Here is a 15,459-nt window from a genome sequence, read left to right as displayed (position 1 = left end):
TGCCGGTGTTCCTCAAGCCGCGTCTCCCTCCAGCGTGAAGCACACGACCTTGTAGCCGCCCGCCTCGTTCACGTCGATGTGCCACTCGGCGGCCAGCGCATCGACCAGCTCGAAGCCCCGGCCGCCGGCGTCGTCCAGGTCGGCGGCGCGCGGTTCCGGGAGCCGGAGCGACCAGTCCCGCACCTCGACTCGGACCGGCTGGCCGCGCAGCGCGGCGAAGGTCACCCGGAAGGGTGTATTGGCGTGGTTGACCGCATTGGTAGCCAGTTCGCTTGCCAGGAGTTCGCAGGCATCCGGATCGCCACCGACGGTCTCGCAGCACCATCTGATGAATCGTCGGACCGCTGGGACCGATACGGGCTCCGCTGCGAAATCTTCGGACCGAATCAGTCGGACTTGGTCACCCAAATGAACGTGATCGAGCAGATTGTGCACGACCCCTCCACAGATCCAGCCGGAGGAGTCGTGCACCATCTAGGGCGCATTACACTCCGCAACCGGCTCATCGCGGTTGGTACGGGAGAGATGTTCCTCGTACGAGGGTCTCGCACGCAAGCCGATCCCTGATGATCCATCAAAGTTCACTCGTGTGAGTCATGGTGACTTTTCAGCGCGCTACTCTCGTCCCAGAACGTGGCTGCCGGACAAGGAGGTAGAGCGCGTGGTGACGAAGCCACAGACATCCCGCGCCATGGCGAACGTCGGCCGTCGACTGAAGGCCCTACGAATGGACGTTCGGCCACGCCTGACTCAGGCGGTGGTGGGTAAGGCCATCGGCAAGAGCCAGGACTTGGTCTCCCTGATCGAGAACGGCGGCCAACTCCCCACGGACCAGCAGCTGCGCAAGATGCTCGACCTCTACGACGTGGACCAGGCGACGCGGCTCGACCTGCTTGCCGAGATCCGGCAGGCCAGGGAGACCGAGGCGGTCTGGTGGACGGAGTATGTGGCCCACCTGCCACGGAACTTGGTCAGGCTCATCGAGCTTGAGGACAGTGCGTCGAAGTTCAGCATTGCGACGGGCGGTCTGGTCCCCTGGCTGTTCCAGACCAAGCAGTACATGCAGAGCCTCGACGAGTTCGGCACACGTGAGGTCGGCGCGGAGCGAAATGCCGCACAGCATGCCGTCCGGGTGAGGCGTCGGGAGATTGTCACCCGCACCCATCGGCCAGTGGTCGTAGACGCTCTGTTTTCAGAGGCCGCCGTCCGTGCGCTGGTCGGTGGCGCACAGGTCATGCGGGGTCAGCTGGAACAGATCGTTGAGATGGCGACGATGCCGAACATCGCCGTGCGCGTCATCCCCTTCAGTGCGGGGGCCGCCGCAGCGTCTCAAGTGAACCTCACCATCTTGGACTTCCCTATCCCCGCTGATCCCGGGGTTGCCACCATGGACACCGGAACCGGTCTTGCGATCATGGAGGATTCCAAACAAGTGCGCGCTCGGCGTCGCTTGTTTGACTATCTGCAAGGAAATGCGCTGAGCCCTGCTGACTCCGTAGACCTGATCAGCGCCGCACTCAAGGAACTATGAACATGCAGAAGCAAGAGCTGTACAATGTCACCCCACCCGTCTCCGAGCGCTTCAAGTCACCGCTCAGCCAGACGAACGGCTCGTGCGTGACCTTCGCGCCCATCAAGGACGAGGGCGACCACCTAATCGGCATCTACATGGGCGACAGCCAGAACCCCGACATCCAGGGAACCCGCTACACCCCCGAAGAGTTCATCGCCATGGCCGACGGCATCGACAGCATCCGCAAGCGCCTTGGCCTCTAGGGAAGTCGCCCTCCCCCACCCCCGCCTCGCCACCGAGGCGGGGGTGTTGCGTTCCCCTGCGTTTCCCTCAAGGCTCGCCGATCCGCTTCTCGAACCAATGGTGGGCGTACGGCTCGTCGTTGAAGGCGGCGACCTCCTGGAAGCGGTAGGAGTGGTGCAGCCCGATCGCCACGGTGAGCGCCTTGTTGGTGTCCAACCGCACCACGGTGCAGCCGGCTTGCGCAGCTCGCGCCTCCAACTCGGCCAGGAACCGGCGGGCGAGGCCGGGGCCCCGGGCGCCGGGCGCGACCCACATCCGCTTGATCTCGGCCGGGGCGCCCTGCGGCAGCTTCAGACCGGCGCAGCCGACGGGCTCGCCGTGCAGCCGGGCGACCAAACCGTTTGGCACGGACACCGCACCCCCGCTATAGAGGTCCCATGACCTCCTGGCACCTGGCCCCCGAAGCCTTCGACACCGCGGACGCGACCAGCCTGCGGCGCGACTACTACGACGAGGTCGCCAGCCGCTACTGGCAGCGGCCCGCGACCTCGCAGGAGATCGACGAGGGCCTGACCAACGACGGCGTGGAGCTGCTCACCCCGCCCACCGGGCAGTTCGTGGTGGGCCGTTATGACGGCGAGGCCGCCGCATGCGGCGGGGTGCTGATGCTGGATGCCGACTGCGCCGAGCTCACCCGGGTCTATCTGCGCCCCGCCTTCCGGGGCAAGCAGGGCGCGGGCCTCATGCTGGAGGTGCTGGAGCGCGAGGCGCGCCTGCTCGGCGCCTCCCGGATGGTGCTCAACACCCGCCTCGACCTGATCGAGGCCCGCTCGCTGTACGTGCGCAACGGCTACCGCGAGATCCCGGCGTACTGCACGGGTCCGTACGTGGAGATCTGCTACGGCAAGGACCTCGGCCAGGCCGACTGAGCCGGCCCCGCCGCCTCACTCCTCCCGCAGCGCGTACTGGAACACGAACCCCGTGACGCCCGGTGCCAGCACCCCGAACCCGATCAGCGTCAGCCACCAGCCGTAGATGACCCCCAGCGCCAGCAGCGCCGCGCCCACCGCCGTCCACAGCGGGTAGATGCTCGACGGCGCGAAGAAGTCCAACGGGCCTGCGCCGTCGGCGACTTCGGCATTCGGATCATCGGCGAGCCGCCGCCCCCGCTTCACATGCTGGGCCCAGCAGAAGGCCGCCACCAGCGACGACATCAGGAACGCCACCACCAACGCGGCCTTCCCCGCGGGCTCGTGGGCGAACACCCCGTAGACCGTGGCGAGGACGGCGAAGAAGCCGGCCCAGCCCGTGAACAGCCATGCCTCCGCCTTCATCGGGTGCTCTCCTCCCGCTCCGCCTCGACAGCCCTGCTGTGGTCCGGGTAGTGCAGGTCGAAGGCCGGGCACTCGGATCGGATCCTGGGCATGGAACGGAAGTTGTGGCGTGGCGGCGGGCAGGAGGTGGCCCACTCCAGCGAGCGGCCGTACCCCCAGGGGTCGTCCTCGGTCACCTTGCGACCGGTTCGGCCGGTCAGCCAGACGTTGTAGAGGAACGGCAGGGTGGACAGGCCCAGCGTGAACGACCCGATGCTGGAGATGGTGTTGAGCGTGGTGAAGCCGTCCGAGGCCAGGTAGTCGGCGTAGCGGCGGGGCATGCCCTCGGCGCCGAGCCAGTGCTGCACCAGGAAGGTGGTGTGGAAGCTCGGGTAGAGCAGCCAGAAGTGCACCTTGCCGAGGCGCTCGTTGAGCATCCGGCCGGTCATCTTGGGCCACCAGAAGTAGAACCCGCCGAAGGTCGCGAAGACCACCGTGCCGAAGAGTACGTAGTGCAGGTGCGCGACGACGAAGAAGCTGTCGGAGACATGGAAGTCGATCGGCGGGGCGGCGAGCAGCACGCCCGTCAGACCGCCGAGCAGGAACGTCGTCAGGAAGCCCAGGCAGAACAGCATCGGGGTCTCGAAGGAGAGCGATCCGCCCCACAGGGTGCCGACCCAGTTGAAGAACTTCACGCCGGTCGGCACCGCGATCAGCAGCGAGGTGAGCGAGAAGAACGGCAGCAGCACCTGGCCGGTGACGAACATGTGGTGCGCCCAGACCACCGCCGACAGTGCGGTGATCGCGATGGTGGCGCCGATCAGGCCGTAGTAGCCGAAGATCGGCTTGCGGCTGAAGACCGGCAGGATCTCGCTGATGATGCCGAAGAACGGCAGCGCGACGATGTAGACCTCGGGGTGCCCGAAGAACCAGAACAGGTGCTGCCAGAGCAGCGGGCCGCCGTTGGCCGGGTCGAAGACGTGGGTGCCGAACCGGCGGTCGGCCTCCAGGGCGAGCAGCGCGGCGGTGAGCACGGGGAAGGCGAGCAGCGCCAGGATCGAGGTGAAGAGCACGTTCCAGGTGAAGATCGACATACGGAAGAGGGTCATCCCGGGGGCGCGCAGGCAGACGATGGTGGTGATGAAGTTGACCGCGCCGAGGATGGTGCTCAGGCCGGCGACCACCAGGCCCATGGTCCACAGGTCGGCGCCCGTGCCGGGGCTGCGCACGGGGCCGTTGAGCGGCGCGTAGGCGAACCAGCCGAACGAGGCGGCGCCGTTGCTGGTGAAGAAGCCGCCGACCACCATCAGGCCGCCGAGCAGGAACACCCAGTAGGTGAAGGCGTTCAGCCGGGGGAAGGCGACGTCGGGCGAGCCGATCTGCAGCGGCATCACGGCGTTGGCGAAGCCGGCGAAGGTGGGGGTGGCGAAGAGCAGCATCATCACGGTGCCGTGGATGGTGAACAGTTGGTTGTACTGCTCGGCGGTGAAGAACTGCAGCCCCGGGCGGGCCAGCTCGGCGCGCATCAGCATCGCCAGGATCCCGGCGAACAGGAAGAACCCGAAGGCGGTGGTGAGGTAGAGGTTGCCGATCGCCTTGTGGTCGGTGGTGGTCAGCCAGCCGAGCACCCGCTCCCCGTGCCGCACCCGCCGCCGCACCGGATCAGCCGTAGCAGCCTGCACCAGCTGAGCCATCCGGTCTCCCTCGCCTCTCCCGCGCCGAGCCACACGAACCGCCCGGCCATGCAACCGACCCGGCCGCGTGAACCGCCCGGCCATGCAACCGACCCGGCCATGCAACCGCCTCGGCGGCCCGCCACGCGCGCGCCGCGCCGCCGGTAAACCGCTTGATGCACCGTCAGGGCGATCGGGAGACTCGGGACATGAAGCAGATCAACGCACGAGAGGCGGTGCTGGAACACTTCCGCTGGGACGGCGGGCATGCCGACGTCTGGGCGGTCTTCCGGAACGGGGCCGCGCTGGCGGCCGTGGTGCGCGGGCTGGCGGAGCCGTTCCGGCGCGCGGGCGTGACGGCGGTGGTCGGGCTGGAGTCGCGCGGTTTCCTGCTGGGCGCGGCGGTGGCCGTGCAGTTGGGCGTGGGGTTCGTGCCGGTGCGCAAAGCGGCCGGGCTGTTCCCGGGCGAGAAGCTCACCCGGGAGACCGATCGGGACTACCGCGGTCTGCGGCACACGCTGCGGCTGCAGCGGGCGGCGCTGAGCGAGCGGGACCGGGTGCTGCTGGTGGACGACTGGATCGAGACCGGCAGCCAGGCGGCCGCGGTGCGCGAGTTGGTGCTGGAGTGCGGGGCGGGCTGGGCGGGTTGCGCGGTGATCGTCGACCAGTTGACGGGGCGCCGGCGGCCCGCGCTGGGCCCGATCCACGGGCTGCTGCGGGCCGCCGAACTGCCGGCTGCCCTCAATGCCTGAGCCGACGAACGTCCGACCGAAGCTGGCGAGTTGACGGAGCTACCGCTCCGCCCGTGATCGCTTGACGGTGCGGAACCGGCGGGCCACCGCCCGGGCGAGGTCGGCGGCGCCGATCAGGCCGGCCTCGTTGCCCAGGGCGGCCGGGACGATCTGCGCCTCGGGGCGGAAGCCGCGGCCGGTGAGGGTGCGGCGGAAGGCGTCCTGAGCGGGCCCGAGCAGCAGGTCGCCGGCCGCCGAGACGCCGCCGCCGATCACGAACCGGCCCGGGTCCAGGGCGGCCGCGAGGTTGGCCAGGCCCACGCCCAGCCAGCTGCCGATGTCGTGCAGCAGTTCCACGGCCATCGGGTCGCCGGCCCGGGCGGACTCGGTGACCAGCGGCCCGGTGATCGCGGTGACGTCGCCGCCGACCCGGGCCAGCAGCGGCTGGGCCACCGGTGACTCGGCGGCGGCCAGCTCGCGGGCCTCGCGGACCAGGGCGTTGCCGGAGGAGTACTGCTCCCAGCAGCCCCGGTTGCCGCACGGGCAGCGGTGCCCGCCGGGCACCACCTGCATGTGGCCGAACTCCCCCGCCAGGCCGAACCGCCCCCGGTCCACCCGGCCCTGACGGACCAGCGCGCCGCCGATCCCGGTGCCCAGGGTGATCATCACCAGCAGGTCCTCGTCGCGCCCGGCGCCGAACCGCCACTCGGCCCAGGCGGCGGCATTGGCGTCGTTCTCGACGACCACCGGGAACTTCAGCCGGTCGCTGAGGGCCTCGCGCAGCGGTTCGTCCCGCCAGTTGAGGTGCGGGGCGAACAGCACCCGGGAGCGGTCGGAGTCGACCCAGCCGGCGGCGCCGATGCCGACCGCGTGCACGTCGTGCCGGTCGGCGAGCTCCAGGACCAGTTCGACGATGACGTCCTCGACCACCTTGGGACTCTTGCTCTTGTCCGGGGTGTCCGCGCGCAGCTGCTCGACGATGGTGCCCTCGCCGCTCACCACCCCGGCGACGACCTTGGTGCCGCCGATGTCGATCCCGATGGTGGGCAACCGGAGCACCCCGGCTGGCAGGGTGCGGCGGCGCCGGTCGCGGTAGTCGTCGGTCTGGTGCGGCCGCCCGGCCCGCTGGCCGAGGCCGCGCTGTCCGAGACCGAGGAGGGCGGGCAGGACGGGTTGGCCACCACGGGCGGAGGACTGGTTCACGCGGAGACGATACGCCCCGTCAGATGGGAAGCCGCTGATCGAATCCTGAAGATGGGACCCTCCGGTGCACGAGGAGCCCCCGGACAGGTGTCAAACTAGTGACGGTCACAACGGGGACATTCAAGTACACGTGATCTTTCTCTCAGGTTCCTCTCAGGTTTGAGGTAACCGATCATGCGTTCACCGCGTCCCCGTATAAGTGAGTGCGCACCGGCCATGGGGGTCCGGGCGATAGGAATCCCGGATACGAGATACATAGATGCAACTGACAGGTCAGCCCTTCCTGATCCTTACGATCATCCTGGTGCCGGTCTCCATCCTGCTGGCGATGCTGCTCTGGGGGCGGGTCGGCGGCCCCAAGCCGGTGCAGTTCCTGGCCCGGCTGATCATGATCCTGTTCTGCCAGGCGACCGCCGTGACCATGGTCTTCGTGATGGTGAACAACGCCAACATGATCTACGGCAGCTGGAGTGACCTGCTCGGTTCGGACGAGCACGTGCAGGCGGTGCCCGCCCCGCCGGCCGAAGCCGCGGCCGGCCAGAAGGGCGGGCCGGGGTCGGGCAGCGACGCCAAGCCGGCGAAGGCGCTGCAGCAGTTCAAGGCCGTGGACGACCCGCTGGTGCCGAAGGACGTGCAGACCACCGACCTGAAGGGTCAGCTGTCCGGGGTGACCGCCGAGGTCAACGTGTGGCTGCCGCCGCAGTACAACGACCCGGCGTACAAGGACAAGAAGTTCCCGGTGGTCGAGATGCTGCCGGGCTTCCCGGGGTCCTCGAAGGCCTGGTTCGGCTCACTGAAGGTCACCGAGCAGCTGAAGCCGCTGATGCAGTCCGGCAAGGTGACGCCGTTCATCCTGATCTCGCCGCGCACCCAGCTGATCAGCACCACCGTGGACACCGGCTGCGCCGATGTGCCGGGCAAGGTCAACGCGGACACCTGGCTCTCCCGGGACGTGCCGCAGATGATCATGGACAACTTCCGAGCCGAGACCTCGGCGGACGGCTGGGCGATCCTCGGGTACTCGGCCGGTGCGCACTGCGCGGACCGGATGGCGCTGCTGCACCCGGACCGCTTCCGCGCCGGGATAAGCCTCTCCGGCTACAACGACCCGCACGCCGAGGAACTGTCGCTGACCGCCAAGGACCCGCTGCGGCAGACCGCCAACCCGCTCTACATCCTGGAGCACGCCACCACCCCGCCGCACGTCGCGCTGTACCAGAGCGGCGGCAAGGGCGACGGCTACGAGGACGGTCAGGCGCTGGCCGCCGCCGCCAAGTCGCCCACCTCGGTGACCGTGCAGCTGACGCCCGGTGCGCACACCCCGTCGCTGTGGCGCCCGATGATCCCGGGCATCTTCCAGTGGCTGAGCGGCATCATCCCGGCTCCGCGCTGACACCACGACGCGCCGACACCACGACGAACGGCGCCTGACGGATCCGGTGATCCGTCAGGCGCCGTTCTGCGCACGGGGCTCGTCAGGCCAGCTCCAGCGCCAGGTAGAAGTCCACCCGGTCCTCCAGCCGCGACAGGTCACGGCCGGTCAGCTCCTCGATCCGGCCGATCCGGTACCGCAGGGTGTTGACGTGCACGTGCAGTTGGGCGGCGCAGCGGGTCCAGGAGCCGTCGGACCGCAGGAAGGCCTCCAGGGTGCGGATCAGGTCGGCCTGGTGCTCCAGGTCGTAGCCGATCACCTTGTCGAGCAGCCGGCTGCGGAACGCGCGCCGCACCTCGTCGGGCACGGCGGCCAGCAGCAGTACGTGGGAGGCGAGCTCCTCGGGGCCGGCCACGCAGACCCGGCCGACCCGGGAGGCGGCGATCCGGCGGGCGTGCCGGGCCTCCTCCAGGGCGCCGCGCAGGGCGCCGGCCGCCTGGGCGGGGGCGGAGACGCCGACGGTGATCCGGCCGGCCGAGCCGAGCCCGGCCTCCAGCGGGGCCAGCAGGTCGCGCAGCGCGTCGGCCGGCACGGGCGCCTCGGGCGCGGGCAGCACCACCACGGCGCCGGTGCCGTTGCCCGCGACCAGCGCGCGGTCGGCGGTGTCGGTGAGCGCTTCCTCCAGGACGGCTCGCACCGCGCCTTCCGGCAGGCCCACTCCCTCGGCGCTGATGATCAGCCAAGTCTCCTCGGGTGTGGGCGAGTTGGCTGCGGAGCTCGGGTATCCGGCCATCACGGCGGAGGCGTGCAGGGTGCGGCTGATCTCGGCCGGGTCGGCGTCGCGTTGCAGCAGTGCCAGGATCTCGTCGGCGAGGCGGCGGCGCAGCCGGCGGTCCTCGTCGCGGCGGGTGCGTTCGGCGGCGACCAGCCCGGCCAGGTTCTCGGCCAGCTGCTGGCGCTTGGCGGTCCACTCGGTGATGTCGCCGGCGACGGCCAGCAGCCAGTCGGCGAGCGGGGCCGCCGCCTCGGGGTCGGCGGGTGCGGGCAGCAGCGAGTAGGTGCCGGTGGCCGACTGGGCCCGGTGCGGCGGGCGGCGGCGTTGCCGCTGGGCGGCCAGGTGGGCGCGGACCAGCTGGTCGCGGTCGGCGGCGCCGAGGTGCTCGGCCGGCCCGGCGATCACCCGGCCGGTCGGGCTGAGCACCCAGCAGTCCAGGTCGAGGTCACCGCCGAGCAGCTGCAGGACGGCGTCCAGTCCGCCGCCTCCGGCCGCGGAGACCAGCTGGCGGTGCCGGTCGACCAGTGCGGCCAGGTCGGCGGCGCGGTCGGCGGAGACCTGGCGGCCGACGTACTCGGTGAGGGTGGCGAAGGCCATGTCGTCGGGGACGGCCAGCAGCGGCATCCGGTGCCGGCGGCAGGCCTCGATCAGGTCGTCGGGGATCGGGCCGACCTCGGCCGCACCGGCCGCCAGCGCCACCGCCCCGCCGGCCGCCAGGGTGCGCACGAAGCGCTCGGAGTCCGCCGGTGCGGTGCGCCAGAGCATGCCGGTGATGACCAGCTCGCCGCCGTGCAGATAGCGGCTGGGGTCCTGCAGGTCCGTGGTCATCACCCCGGTGACCTGCCGGTCGAGCTCTTCCTCGGCGGCCAGCAGGCGCAGCCGTGGTGCGCCGGGGGCGAGCAGGTCACGGACGCGCATCCGCTGACTCCTTCGTCTGAACGGTGGGTGACCAGGTGGGTGACCGGGTGGTCGGGACGGGAGGACAGTGTGCCCGATGCCGCGGGTCTTCGCTGCGGGCCGGTGCGCGGCGCCGTCGCTTCGGACGTCATCGCCGGATTACGGTCTATAGGGACGGCCGGGGCGTCGGGCTCGCAGGGCGTTGGCCATGCTCAGCGGCGCCTTTGGGCCCTCTTAGAGGAACGTACAGGATGCCGGGTGGCGGCGGCGCACGGGCTTCATGCCATCGGTGACTGCCTCGCCGGCTCCGGACGGCGGTTCACTGGCCGTACGCCGCCGGACACGCCGCGGTGACCGAGGTGAGGAGACACCCGCATGGAGTTCCTGCGGCCCGCCAGTTGGGACGAGGCACTCGCCGCCAAGGCCGAGTGTCCGACCGCGCTGCCGATCTCGGGCGGCACGGACGTCATGGTCGAGATCAACTTCGACGTGCACCGGCCGGCGGCGCTGCTCGACCTGAACCGGATCACCGAGCTGGCCGAGTGGTCGATCGAGGACGAGGTCGTCAGGCTCGGCGCCGCGGTGCCGTACGCGCGGATCATCGAGGAGCTGTCCGGCCCGCTGCCGGGCCTGGCGCTGGCGGCGCACACGGTCGGCTCGCCGCAGATCCGCAACCGCGGCACGGTCGGCGGCAACCTGGGCGCCGCCTCCCCCGCCGGCGACTCGCACCCGGCGCTGCTGGCGGCCGGCCGCGAGGTCTTCGTCGAGGCGGCCTCGCGGGCGCGCGGCACCCGGCTGATCCCGATCGACGACTTCTACCTCGGGGTGAAGCGCAACGCGCTGGAGCCGGACGAGCTGATCCGCCGGGTGCACATCCCGGTCGCGGACGGCCCGCAGCAGTTCTCCAAGATCGGCACCCGCAACGCCATGGTGATCGCGGTGGCCGCGTTCGGCCTGGCGCTGCACCCGAGGAGCCGCACGGTGGGCGCCGGAATCGGCTCGGCGGCCCCGACGCCGCGCCGGGCGGTCGAGGCGGAGCGGTACCTGGAGGGTGTGCTCGCCGAGCGCGGCCTGTGGGAGTCGGGCGAGGTGCTCGGCGGCGAGGTGGTCCAGCGGTTCGGCGAGCTGGTCCGGGCGGCCGCCTCGCCGATCGACGACGTGCGCGGCACCGCCGACTACCGGCGGCACACCCTGGCGGTGATGGCCCGGCGCACCCTCACCTGGTGTTGGAACGACTACGGCAAGCAGATCAGGAGCGCGGCATGAGGGTCACTTTCACCGCCAACGGCAGGCCCGTTGAGGCGGACGACGTGTGGGAGGGCGAGAGCCTGCTCTACGTGCTGCGCGAGCGGGTCGGCCTGCCGGGCTCCAAGAACGCCTGCGAGCAGGGCGAATGCGGTTCCTGCACGGTCTACCTGGACGGGGTGCCGGTCTGCTCGTGCCTGGTCGCGGCCGGGCAGGTGCAGAGCCGCGAGGTGCGCACCGTGGAGGGCCTGGCCGATCCGGCGAGCGGTGAAGTGGGCCTGGTCCAGCAGGCGTTCATCGACGCCGGCGCGGTGCAGTGCGGTTTCTGCACGCCGGGGCTGCTGGTGCAGACCGACGCGCTGCTGGCCCGCGACCCGCAGCCGAGCGACACCGACATCCGGGAGGCGCTCAGCGGAAACCTGTGCCGCTGCACCGGGTACGAGAAGATCATGGACGCGGTGCGGCTGGCCTCGGCCCGGAAGGCGGCCACCGAATGAGCGAGCGCACGCTCCAGGAGCAGAAGAACCTGCGGAAGCTCAACCAGGCGTCCAAGGACGGCATCGGCGGCTCCCCGCTGCGCCCGGACGGCACCTTGAAGGTGAAGGGCGAGTTCGCCTACTCCTCCGACCTGTGGCACGAGGACATGCTCTGGGGCATGGCGCTGCGCTCGCCGCATCCACGGGCGAACATCCTCTCGGTGGACGTCTCGCAGGCGGTCAAGCTGCCGGGCGTCTACGCGGTGCTGACCCATGAGGACATCCCCGGCGCCAAGTTCTACGGCCTGGAGATCGCGGACCAGCCGGCGCTGGCGATCGACAAGGTCCGCTACCACGGCGAGGCGATCGCCATCGTGGCGGCCGACCATCCGGAGACCGCCCGCCGCGCGGTGCGGAAGATCGAGGTCGAGTACGAGGTGCTCCCCCCGATCGTCACCGAGGAGCAGTGCCTGCACCCGGAGGTCCACGGTTACGTCCATGAGCCGTACGAGTACAAGTCGCACGGCTACGGCAACATCTGCCACCAGCAGAAGCTGGTCCACGGTCTGGGCGTGACCGACGAGGTGCGGGCGATGGCGGATGTCATCGTCCGGGGCGAGTACGAGGTCGGCATGCAGGACCAGGCCTTCCTGGGCCCGGAGTCCGGTCTCGCGGTGCCGGCCGAGGACGGCGGCGTCGACCTCTATGTGGCCACGCAGTGGCTGCACGTGGACCGGCAGCAGATCGCCCCGGTGCTGGGCCTGCCCGAGGAGAAGGTGCGGCTCACCCTGGCCGGGGTCGGCGGCGCGTTCGGCGGCCGCGAGGACCTCTCGATGCAGATCCACGCCTGCCTGCTGGCGCTGCGCACCGGCAAGCCGGTCAAGATCGTCTACGCCCGGGACGAGTCCTTCTTCGGCCACGTGCACCGCCACCCGGCGCGCCTGACCTACGAGCACGGCGCCACCCGGGACGGCAAGTTGGTCTTCTCCGACGCCCGGATCGTGCTGGACGGCGGCGCCTACGCGTCCGCGTCCCCGGCCGTGGTGGGCAACGCGGCCTCGCTGGGCAACGGACCGTATGTGATCCCCAACGTGCGGATGCACGCGCTCGCGCTGTACAGCAACAACCCGTCCTGCGGGGCGATGCGCGGCTTCGGCGCGGTGCAGGCGGCGTTCGCCTACGAGAGCCAGATGGACAAGCTGGCCGCCGCACTCGACATGGATCCGGTGGTGCTGCGCCAGCTCAACGCCATGACGGAGGGCGACGTGATGCCGACCGGGCAGCGGATCGACTCGCCGGCCCCGGTCGCCGAACTGCTGCAGCGGGTCAAGGACATGCCGCTGCCGCCACCGCTGGACCTGGCCGACCCGGACATCCGCGTGCTGCCCGGTGCGTGCTCCAACACCTCGCACGGCGAGGGCATCGTGCGCGGCGTCGGCTACTCGGTGGGCATCAAGAACGTCGGCTTCTCCGAGGGCTTCGACGACTACTCCACCGCCCGGGTGCGTCTGGAGGTGATCGGCGGCGAGCCGGTGGCCATGGTGCACACCGCGATGGCCGAGGTGGGGCAGGGCGGCATCACGGTGCACGCCCAGATCGCCCGCACCGAGCTGGGCGTCGAGCAGGTGACCATCCACCCGGCCAACACCGAGGTCGGCTCGGCGGGTTCGACCTCCGCCTCCCGCCAGACCTACATGACCGGCGGCGCGGTCAAGCTGGCCGCCGAGGCGGTCAGGCAGGAGCTGATCGCCAAGGGCCGCCGGCGGTACGGCTGGACGCAGCACGACATCGAGCTGGTCGACGGCAAGGTGGTCTCGAAGTCCGCCGGAGTGCTGGTCCCCATGGTGGAGTTGCTCGGCGACGAGGCGATCGAGCTGACCCGCGAGCACCACCACCGCCCCACCGAGGCGTTCCACCCGGAGACCGGCCAGGGCTTCGGCCACGTGCAGTACAGCTTCTGCGCCAACCGCGCGGTGGTGGACGTGGATGTGGAGCTGGGCTTGGTCAAGGTGGTGGAGCTGACGGCGGTCCAGGACGTCGGCAAGGCGCTCAACCCGCTCTCGGTGGTCGGCCAGATCCAGGGCGGCTGCACCCAGGCGCTCGGCCTGGCGGTCATAGAGGAGATCATCGTCAGGGACGGCAAGGTGCGCAACGCCTCGTTCACCGACTACCTGATCCCCACCATCCTGGACACCCCGCCGATTCCGGTGGAGATCCTCGAACTGCCGGACCCCAACGCCCCGTACGGGCTGCGCGGGGTCGGCGAGGCACCCACCGTCTCCGCAACCCCCTCGATCGTCGCCGCGATCCGCCAGGCGACCGGGATCGCCCTCAACCGCATCCCGGTCCGTCCCGAGCACCTCACCGGGACGCTGTAGCAACGTCCCTCGTGAGTCGAAACCGTCCCCCTGCCCGGTTCCCCCATGACCCGCCAGGTCGACTCGCCCACACCCAACCCCCACTGACACTTGGGAGTGGACATGACCCGGATTCCGACGGAGCCCGACCCCACCGACACCAGACCCGCCGCGTCCGGCGCCCCAACCCAACTCGGCGCCCTGGACGCGTACTTCAGGATCTCCGCCCGCGGCTCGACCGTCGGCGCCGAGCTCCGCGGCGGCCTCACCACCTTCATGGCGATGGCCTACATCATCCTGCTCAATCCGCTGATCCTGAGCGGGCCCGACGCCACCGGCGCCCGGCTCGACCACGCCCAACTGACCACCGCCACGGCGCTGGCGGCAGCCGTGACCACGATCCTGCTGGGCGTGGTCGGCAATGTGCCGCTGGCGGCCGCCGCCGGACTGTCGGTCTCGGGCGCGGTCTCGGCGCTGGTGGTCCCGCACACCACCTGGGCGCAGGCGATGGGCCTGTGCGTGGTCTACGGCCTGCTGATCGTGCTGCTGGTGGTCTCCGGGCTGCGCGAGAAGATCATGAACGGGATCCCGCTGCCGCTGAAGCACGCGATCACCATCGGGATCGGCCTGTTCGTCGCGCTGATCGGCCTGCACAAGGCGGGCGTGGTGGAGAGCGGCGGGCCCACCCTGCTGTCGCTCGGGCCGGCTGGCGAGCTGACCGGCTGGCCGGTGCTCTGCTTCGCCGTCACGCTGCTGGTCATCATCGTGCTGCTGGCCCGCCAGGTCCGCGGGGCGATCCTGATCGGCATCGCGAGCGGCACCGTGCCGGCCATGCTCGTCAACTCAGCTGCGCACCTTCCGGCCAAGTCCTGGGGCAGCGCACCGCCCGCCCTGCACGGCAGCCCGGTCGCGGCCCCCGACTTCGGCCTGCTCGGCCGCGTCGACCTGTTCGGCGCGTTCGGCGGCAAGGGCCTGGGGGCGATCAGCGCCTCGGTGGCGGTCTTCACCCTGGTGCTGGCCGGCTTCTTCGACGCGATGGCGACCATCATCGGGGTCGGCACCGAAGCGGGTCTGGCGGACGCCCAGGGCCGGATGCCGGGCCTGTCCAGGGCGCTGTTCATCGACGGCGCCGGCGGCGCGCTCGGCGGCCTGGCCGGCGCCTCGGGGCAGACGGTCTTCGTGGAGTCGGCCACCGGGGTCGGCGACGGCGCCCGCACCGGCCTCGCCTCCGTCGCCACCGGCGGGATGTTCGCGCTGATGCTGTTCTTCGCGCCGATCGCCGGCCTGGTGCCGGTGGAGGTGGGCTCGGCCGCGCTGGTGGTGATCGGCGCGATGATGATGAGCCAGGCCCGCCACATCGACTGGGGCGACCGCGCGACCGCCATCCCGGCGTTCCTGACCTGTGCCCTGATGCCGTTCACCTACAGCATCACCGCCGGGGTGGCCGCCGGGGTCGTCTCCCACCTGGTGATCAAGGCCGGCACCGGCCGGTGGCGGGAGCCCGGGGCGCTGATGTGGGTGCTCGGCGCCGTGTTCCTGGTGTACTTCGCACTCGCTCCGATCAAGGAATGGCTGGGCGTGCACTGATCCGGCGATATCGGGGCACGGAGGGAACGCACTGCGGTATCGATCTTTGAGACCATCGTTGTGTAAGGACAGGA

14 protein-coding genes and 1 pseudogene are annotated in these 15,459 nt (G+C 70.6%); 9 read left to right on the top strand and 6 right to left on the bottom strand.

What is annotated here, in order from left to right; genetic code table 11:
• Nucleotides 1–12: 12 nt before the first annotated feature.
• Nucleotides 13–435: an ATP-binding protein gene (locus P3T35_RS08270; RefSeq protein ID WP_280704845.1), complete on the bottom strand. Its 423-nt coding sequence runs from the start codon at nucleotides 433–435 to the stop codon at nucleotides 13–15.
• Between the two features lie 226 nt (nucleotides 436–661).
• On the opposite strand from P3T35_RS08270, the gene P3T35_RS08265 reads away from it, so the two are divergent.
• Nucleotides 662–1,531: a helix-turn-helix transcriptional regulator gene (locus P3T35_RS08265; RefSeq protein WP_101383672.1), complete on the top strand. Its 870-nt coding sequence runs from the start codon at nucleotides 662–664 to the stop codon at nucleotides 1,529–1,531.
• A 2-nt stretch (nucleotides 1,532–1,533) separates the two neighbouring features.
• A complete protein-coding gene (locus tag P3T35_RS08260) occupies nucleotides 1,534–1,776 on the top strand; it encodes a DUF397 domain-containing protein (protein WP_101383671.1) in 243 nt (80 codons plus the stop codon).
• A 67-nt stretch (nucleotides 1,777–1,843) separates the two neighbouring features.
• Here the strand turns inward: P3T35_RS08260 and P3T35_RS08255 are convergent.
• Nucleotides 1,844–2,152: pseudogene (locus P3T35_RS08255) on the bottom strand (GNAT family N-acetyltransferase); the annotation flags it as partial.
• Between the two features lie 41 nt (nucleotides 2,153–2,193).
• Here P3T35_RS08255 and P3T35_RS08250 point away from each other — a divergent pair.
• Nucleotides 2,194–2,685 carry a GNAT family N-acetyltransferase gene (locus P3T35_RS08250; RefSeq protein ID WP_101383670.1) on the top strand — a complete coding sequence of 164 codons (492 nt, stop codon included), beginning with the start codon at nucleotides 2,194–2,196 and terminating at the stop codon, nucleotides 2,683–2,685.
• Nucleotides 2,686–2,700: 15 nt separating this feature from the next.
• On the opposite strand, the gene P3T35_RS08245 is transcribed toward P3T35_RS08250, so the two are convergent.
• Together P3T35_RS08245 and ctaD are read right to left on the bottom strand one after the other, a co-directional pair.
• Entirely contained in the window at nucleotides 2,701–3,090 is a 390-nt protein-coding gene (locus P3T35_RS08245) for a cytochrome c oxidase subunit 4 (protein ID WP_101383669.1), read from the bottom strand.
• Nucleotides 3,087–4,763, bottom strand: a complete 1,677-nt coding sequence (gene ctaD / locus P3T35_RS08240) for a cytochrome c oxidase subunit I (RefSeq protein WP_101383668.1) — start codon at nucleotides 4,761–4,763, stop codon at nucleotides 3,087–3,089. Before ctaD ends, P3T35_RS08245 begins: the two co-directional genes overlap by 4 nt.
• Nucleotides 4,764–4,951: 188 nt before the next feature.
• Here ctaD and P3T35_RS08235 point away from each other — a divergent pair, with 188 nt between their 5' ends.
• Nucleotides 4,952–5,494, top strand: coding sequence for a phosphoribosyltransferase family protein (locus tag P3T35_RS08235; protein WP_101383667.1), 543 nt, complete (start codon nucleotides 4,952–4,954; stop codon nucleotides 5,492–5,494).
• 39 nt (nucleotides 5,495–5,533) lie between these two features.
• Here the strand turns inward: P3T35_RS08235 and P3T35_RS08230 are convergent, their stop codons facing one another.
• Entirely contained in the window at nucleotides 5,534–6,676 is a 1,143-nt protein-coding gene (locus tag P3T35_RS08230; RefSeq protein WP_280704840.1) for an ROK family glucokinase, read from the bottom strand.
• Between the two features lie 259 nt (nucleotides 6,677–6,935).
• Here P3T35_RS08230 and P3T35_RS08225 point away from each other — a divergent pair, with 259 nt between their 5' ends.
• Nucleotides 6,936–8,069: an alpha/beta hydrolase-fold protein gene (locus tag P3T35_RS08225; RefSeq protein WP_101383666.1), complete on the top strand. Its 1,134-nt coding sequence runs from the start codon at nucleotides 6,936–6,938 to the stop codon at nucleotides 8,067–8,069.
• Nucleotides 8,070–8,151: 82 nt separating this feature from the next.
• Here the strand turns inward: P3T35_RS08225 and P3T35_RS08220 are convergent, their stop codons facing one another.
• The gene (locus tag P3T35_RS08220) at nucleotides 8,152–9,741 is read right to left on the bottom strand and encodes a PucR family transcriptional regulator (protein ID WP_101383665.1); all 1,590 of its coding nucleotides are present in this window, start codon (nucleotides 9,739–9,741) and stop codon (nucleotides 8,152–8,154) included.
• A 354-nt stretch (nucleotides 9,742–10,095) separates the two neighbouring features.
• On the opposite strand from P3T35_RS08220, the gene P3T35_RS08215 reads away from it, so the two are divergent.
• The 4 genes from P3T35_RS08215 to P3T35_RS08200 all read left to right on the top strand — a co-directional run bounded on the left by P3T35_RS08215 (nucleotide 10,096) and on the right by P3T35_RS08200 (nucleotide 15,385).
• Complete coding sequence (locus P3T35_RS08215) at nucleotides 10,096–10,986, top strand: FAD binding domain-containing protein (RefSeq protein ID WP_101383664.1); 891 nt, start codon at nucleotides 10,096–10,098, stop codon at nucleotides 10,984–10,986.
• Nucleotides 10,983–11,462 (top strand): (2Fe-2S)-binding protein, encoded by a 480-nt coding sequence (locus P3T35_RS08210; RefSeq protein WP_101383663.1) that lies wholly within the window; start codon nucleotides 10,983–10,985, stop codon nucleotides 11,460–11,462. The genes P3T35_RS08215 and P3T35_RS08210 overlap by 4 nt, the downstream gene beginning before the upstream one ends.
• On the top strand, nucleotides 11,459–13,819 hold the full coding sequence (gene pucD, locus P3T35_RS08205; protein ID WP_101383662.1) for a xanthine dehydrogenase subunit D: 2,361 nt from the start codon (nucleotides 11,459–11,461) through the stop codon (nucleotides 13,817–13,819). Before P3T35_RS08210 ends, pucD begins: the two co-directional genes overlap by 4 nt.
• Before the next feature lie 96 nt (nucleotides 13,820–13,915).
• Complete coding sequence (locus tag P3T35_RS08200) at nucleotides 13,916–15,385, top strand: NCS2 family permease (protein WP_280704835.1); 1,470 nt, start codon at nucleotides 13,916–13,918, stop codon at nucleotides 15,383–15,385.
• Nucleotides 15,386–15,459: the final 74 nt, after the last annotated feature.

The sequence above is a fragment of the Kitasatospora sp. GP30 genome (genome assembly GCF_029892145.1).
In the GTDB taxonomy this organism is placed as follows: Bacteria; Actinomycetota; Actinomycetes; order Streptomycetales; family Streptomycetaceae; genus Kitasatospora; species Kitasatospora acidiphila.
Note: the sequence above shows the minus strand (reverse complement) of the source record. Positions and strands in the feature narration are given on the sequence as shown.

Excerpts from the sequence above, each read along its gene's own strand:
- P3T35_RS08260 (WP_101383671.1), top strand. The coding sequence starts at position 1,534 with ATGCAGAAGCAAGAGCTGTACAATGTCACCCCACCCGTCTCCGAGCGC.
- P3T35_RS08250 (WP_101383670.1), top strand. The coding sequence starts at position 2,194 with ATGACCTCCTGGCACCTGGCCCCCGAAGCCTTCGACACCGCGGACGCG.
- P3T35_RS08245 (WP_101383669.1), bottom strand. The coding sequence starts at position 3,090 with ATGAAGGCGGAGGCATGGCTGTTCACGGGCTGGGCCGGCTTCTTCGCC.
- ctaD (WP_101383668.1), bottom strand. The coding sequence starts at position 4,763 with ATGGCTCAGCTGGTGCAGGCTGCTACGGCTGATCCGGTGCGGCGGCGG.
- P3T35_RS08235 (WP_101383667.1), top strand. The coding sequence starts at position 4,952 with ATGAAGCAGATCAACGCACGAGAGGCGGTGCTGGAACACTTCCGCTGG.
- P3T35_RS08225 (WP_101383666.1), top strand. The coding sequence starts at position 6,936 with ATGCAACTGACAGGTCAGCCCTTCCTGATCCTTACGATCATCCTGGTG.
- P3T35_RS08220 (WP_101383665.1), bottom strand. The coding sequence starts at position 9,741 with ATGCGCGTCCGTGACCTGCTCGCCCCCGGCGCACCACGGCTGCGCCTG.
- P3T35_RS08215 (WP_101383664.1), top strand. The coding sequence starts at position 10,096 with ATGGAGTTCCTGCGGCCCGCCAGTTGGGACGAGGCACTCGCCGCCAAG.
- P3T35_RS08210 (WP_101383663.1), top strand. The coding sequence starts at position 10,983 with ATGAGGGTCACTTTCACCGCCAACGGCAGGCCCGTTGAGGCGGACGAC.
- pucD (WP_101383662.1), top strand. The coding sequence starts at position 11,459 with ATGAGCGAGCGCACGCTCCAGGAGCAGAAGAACCTGCGGAAGCTCAAC.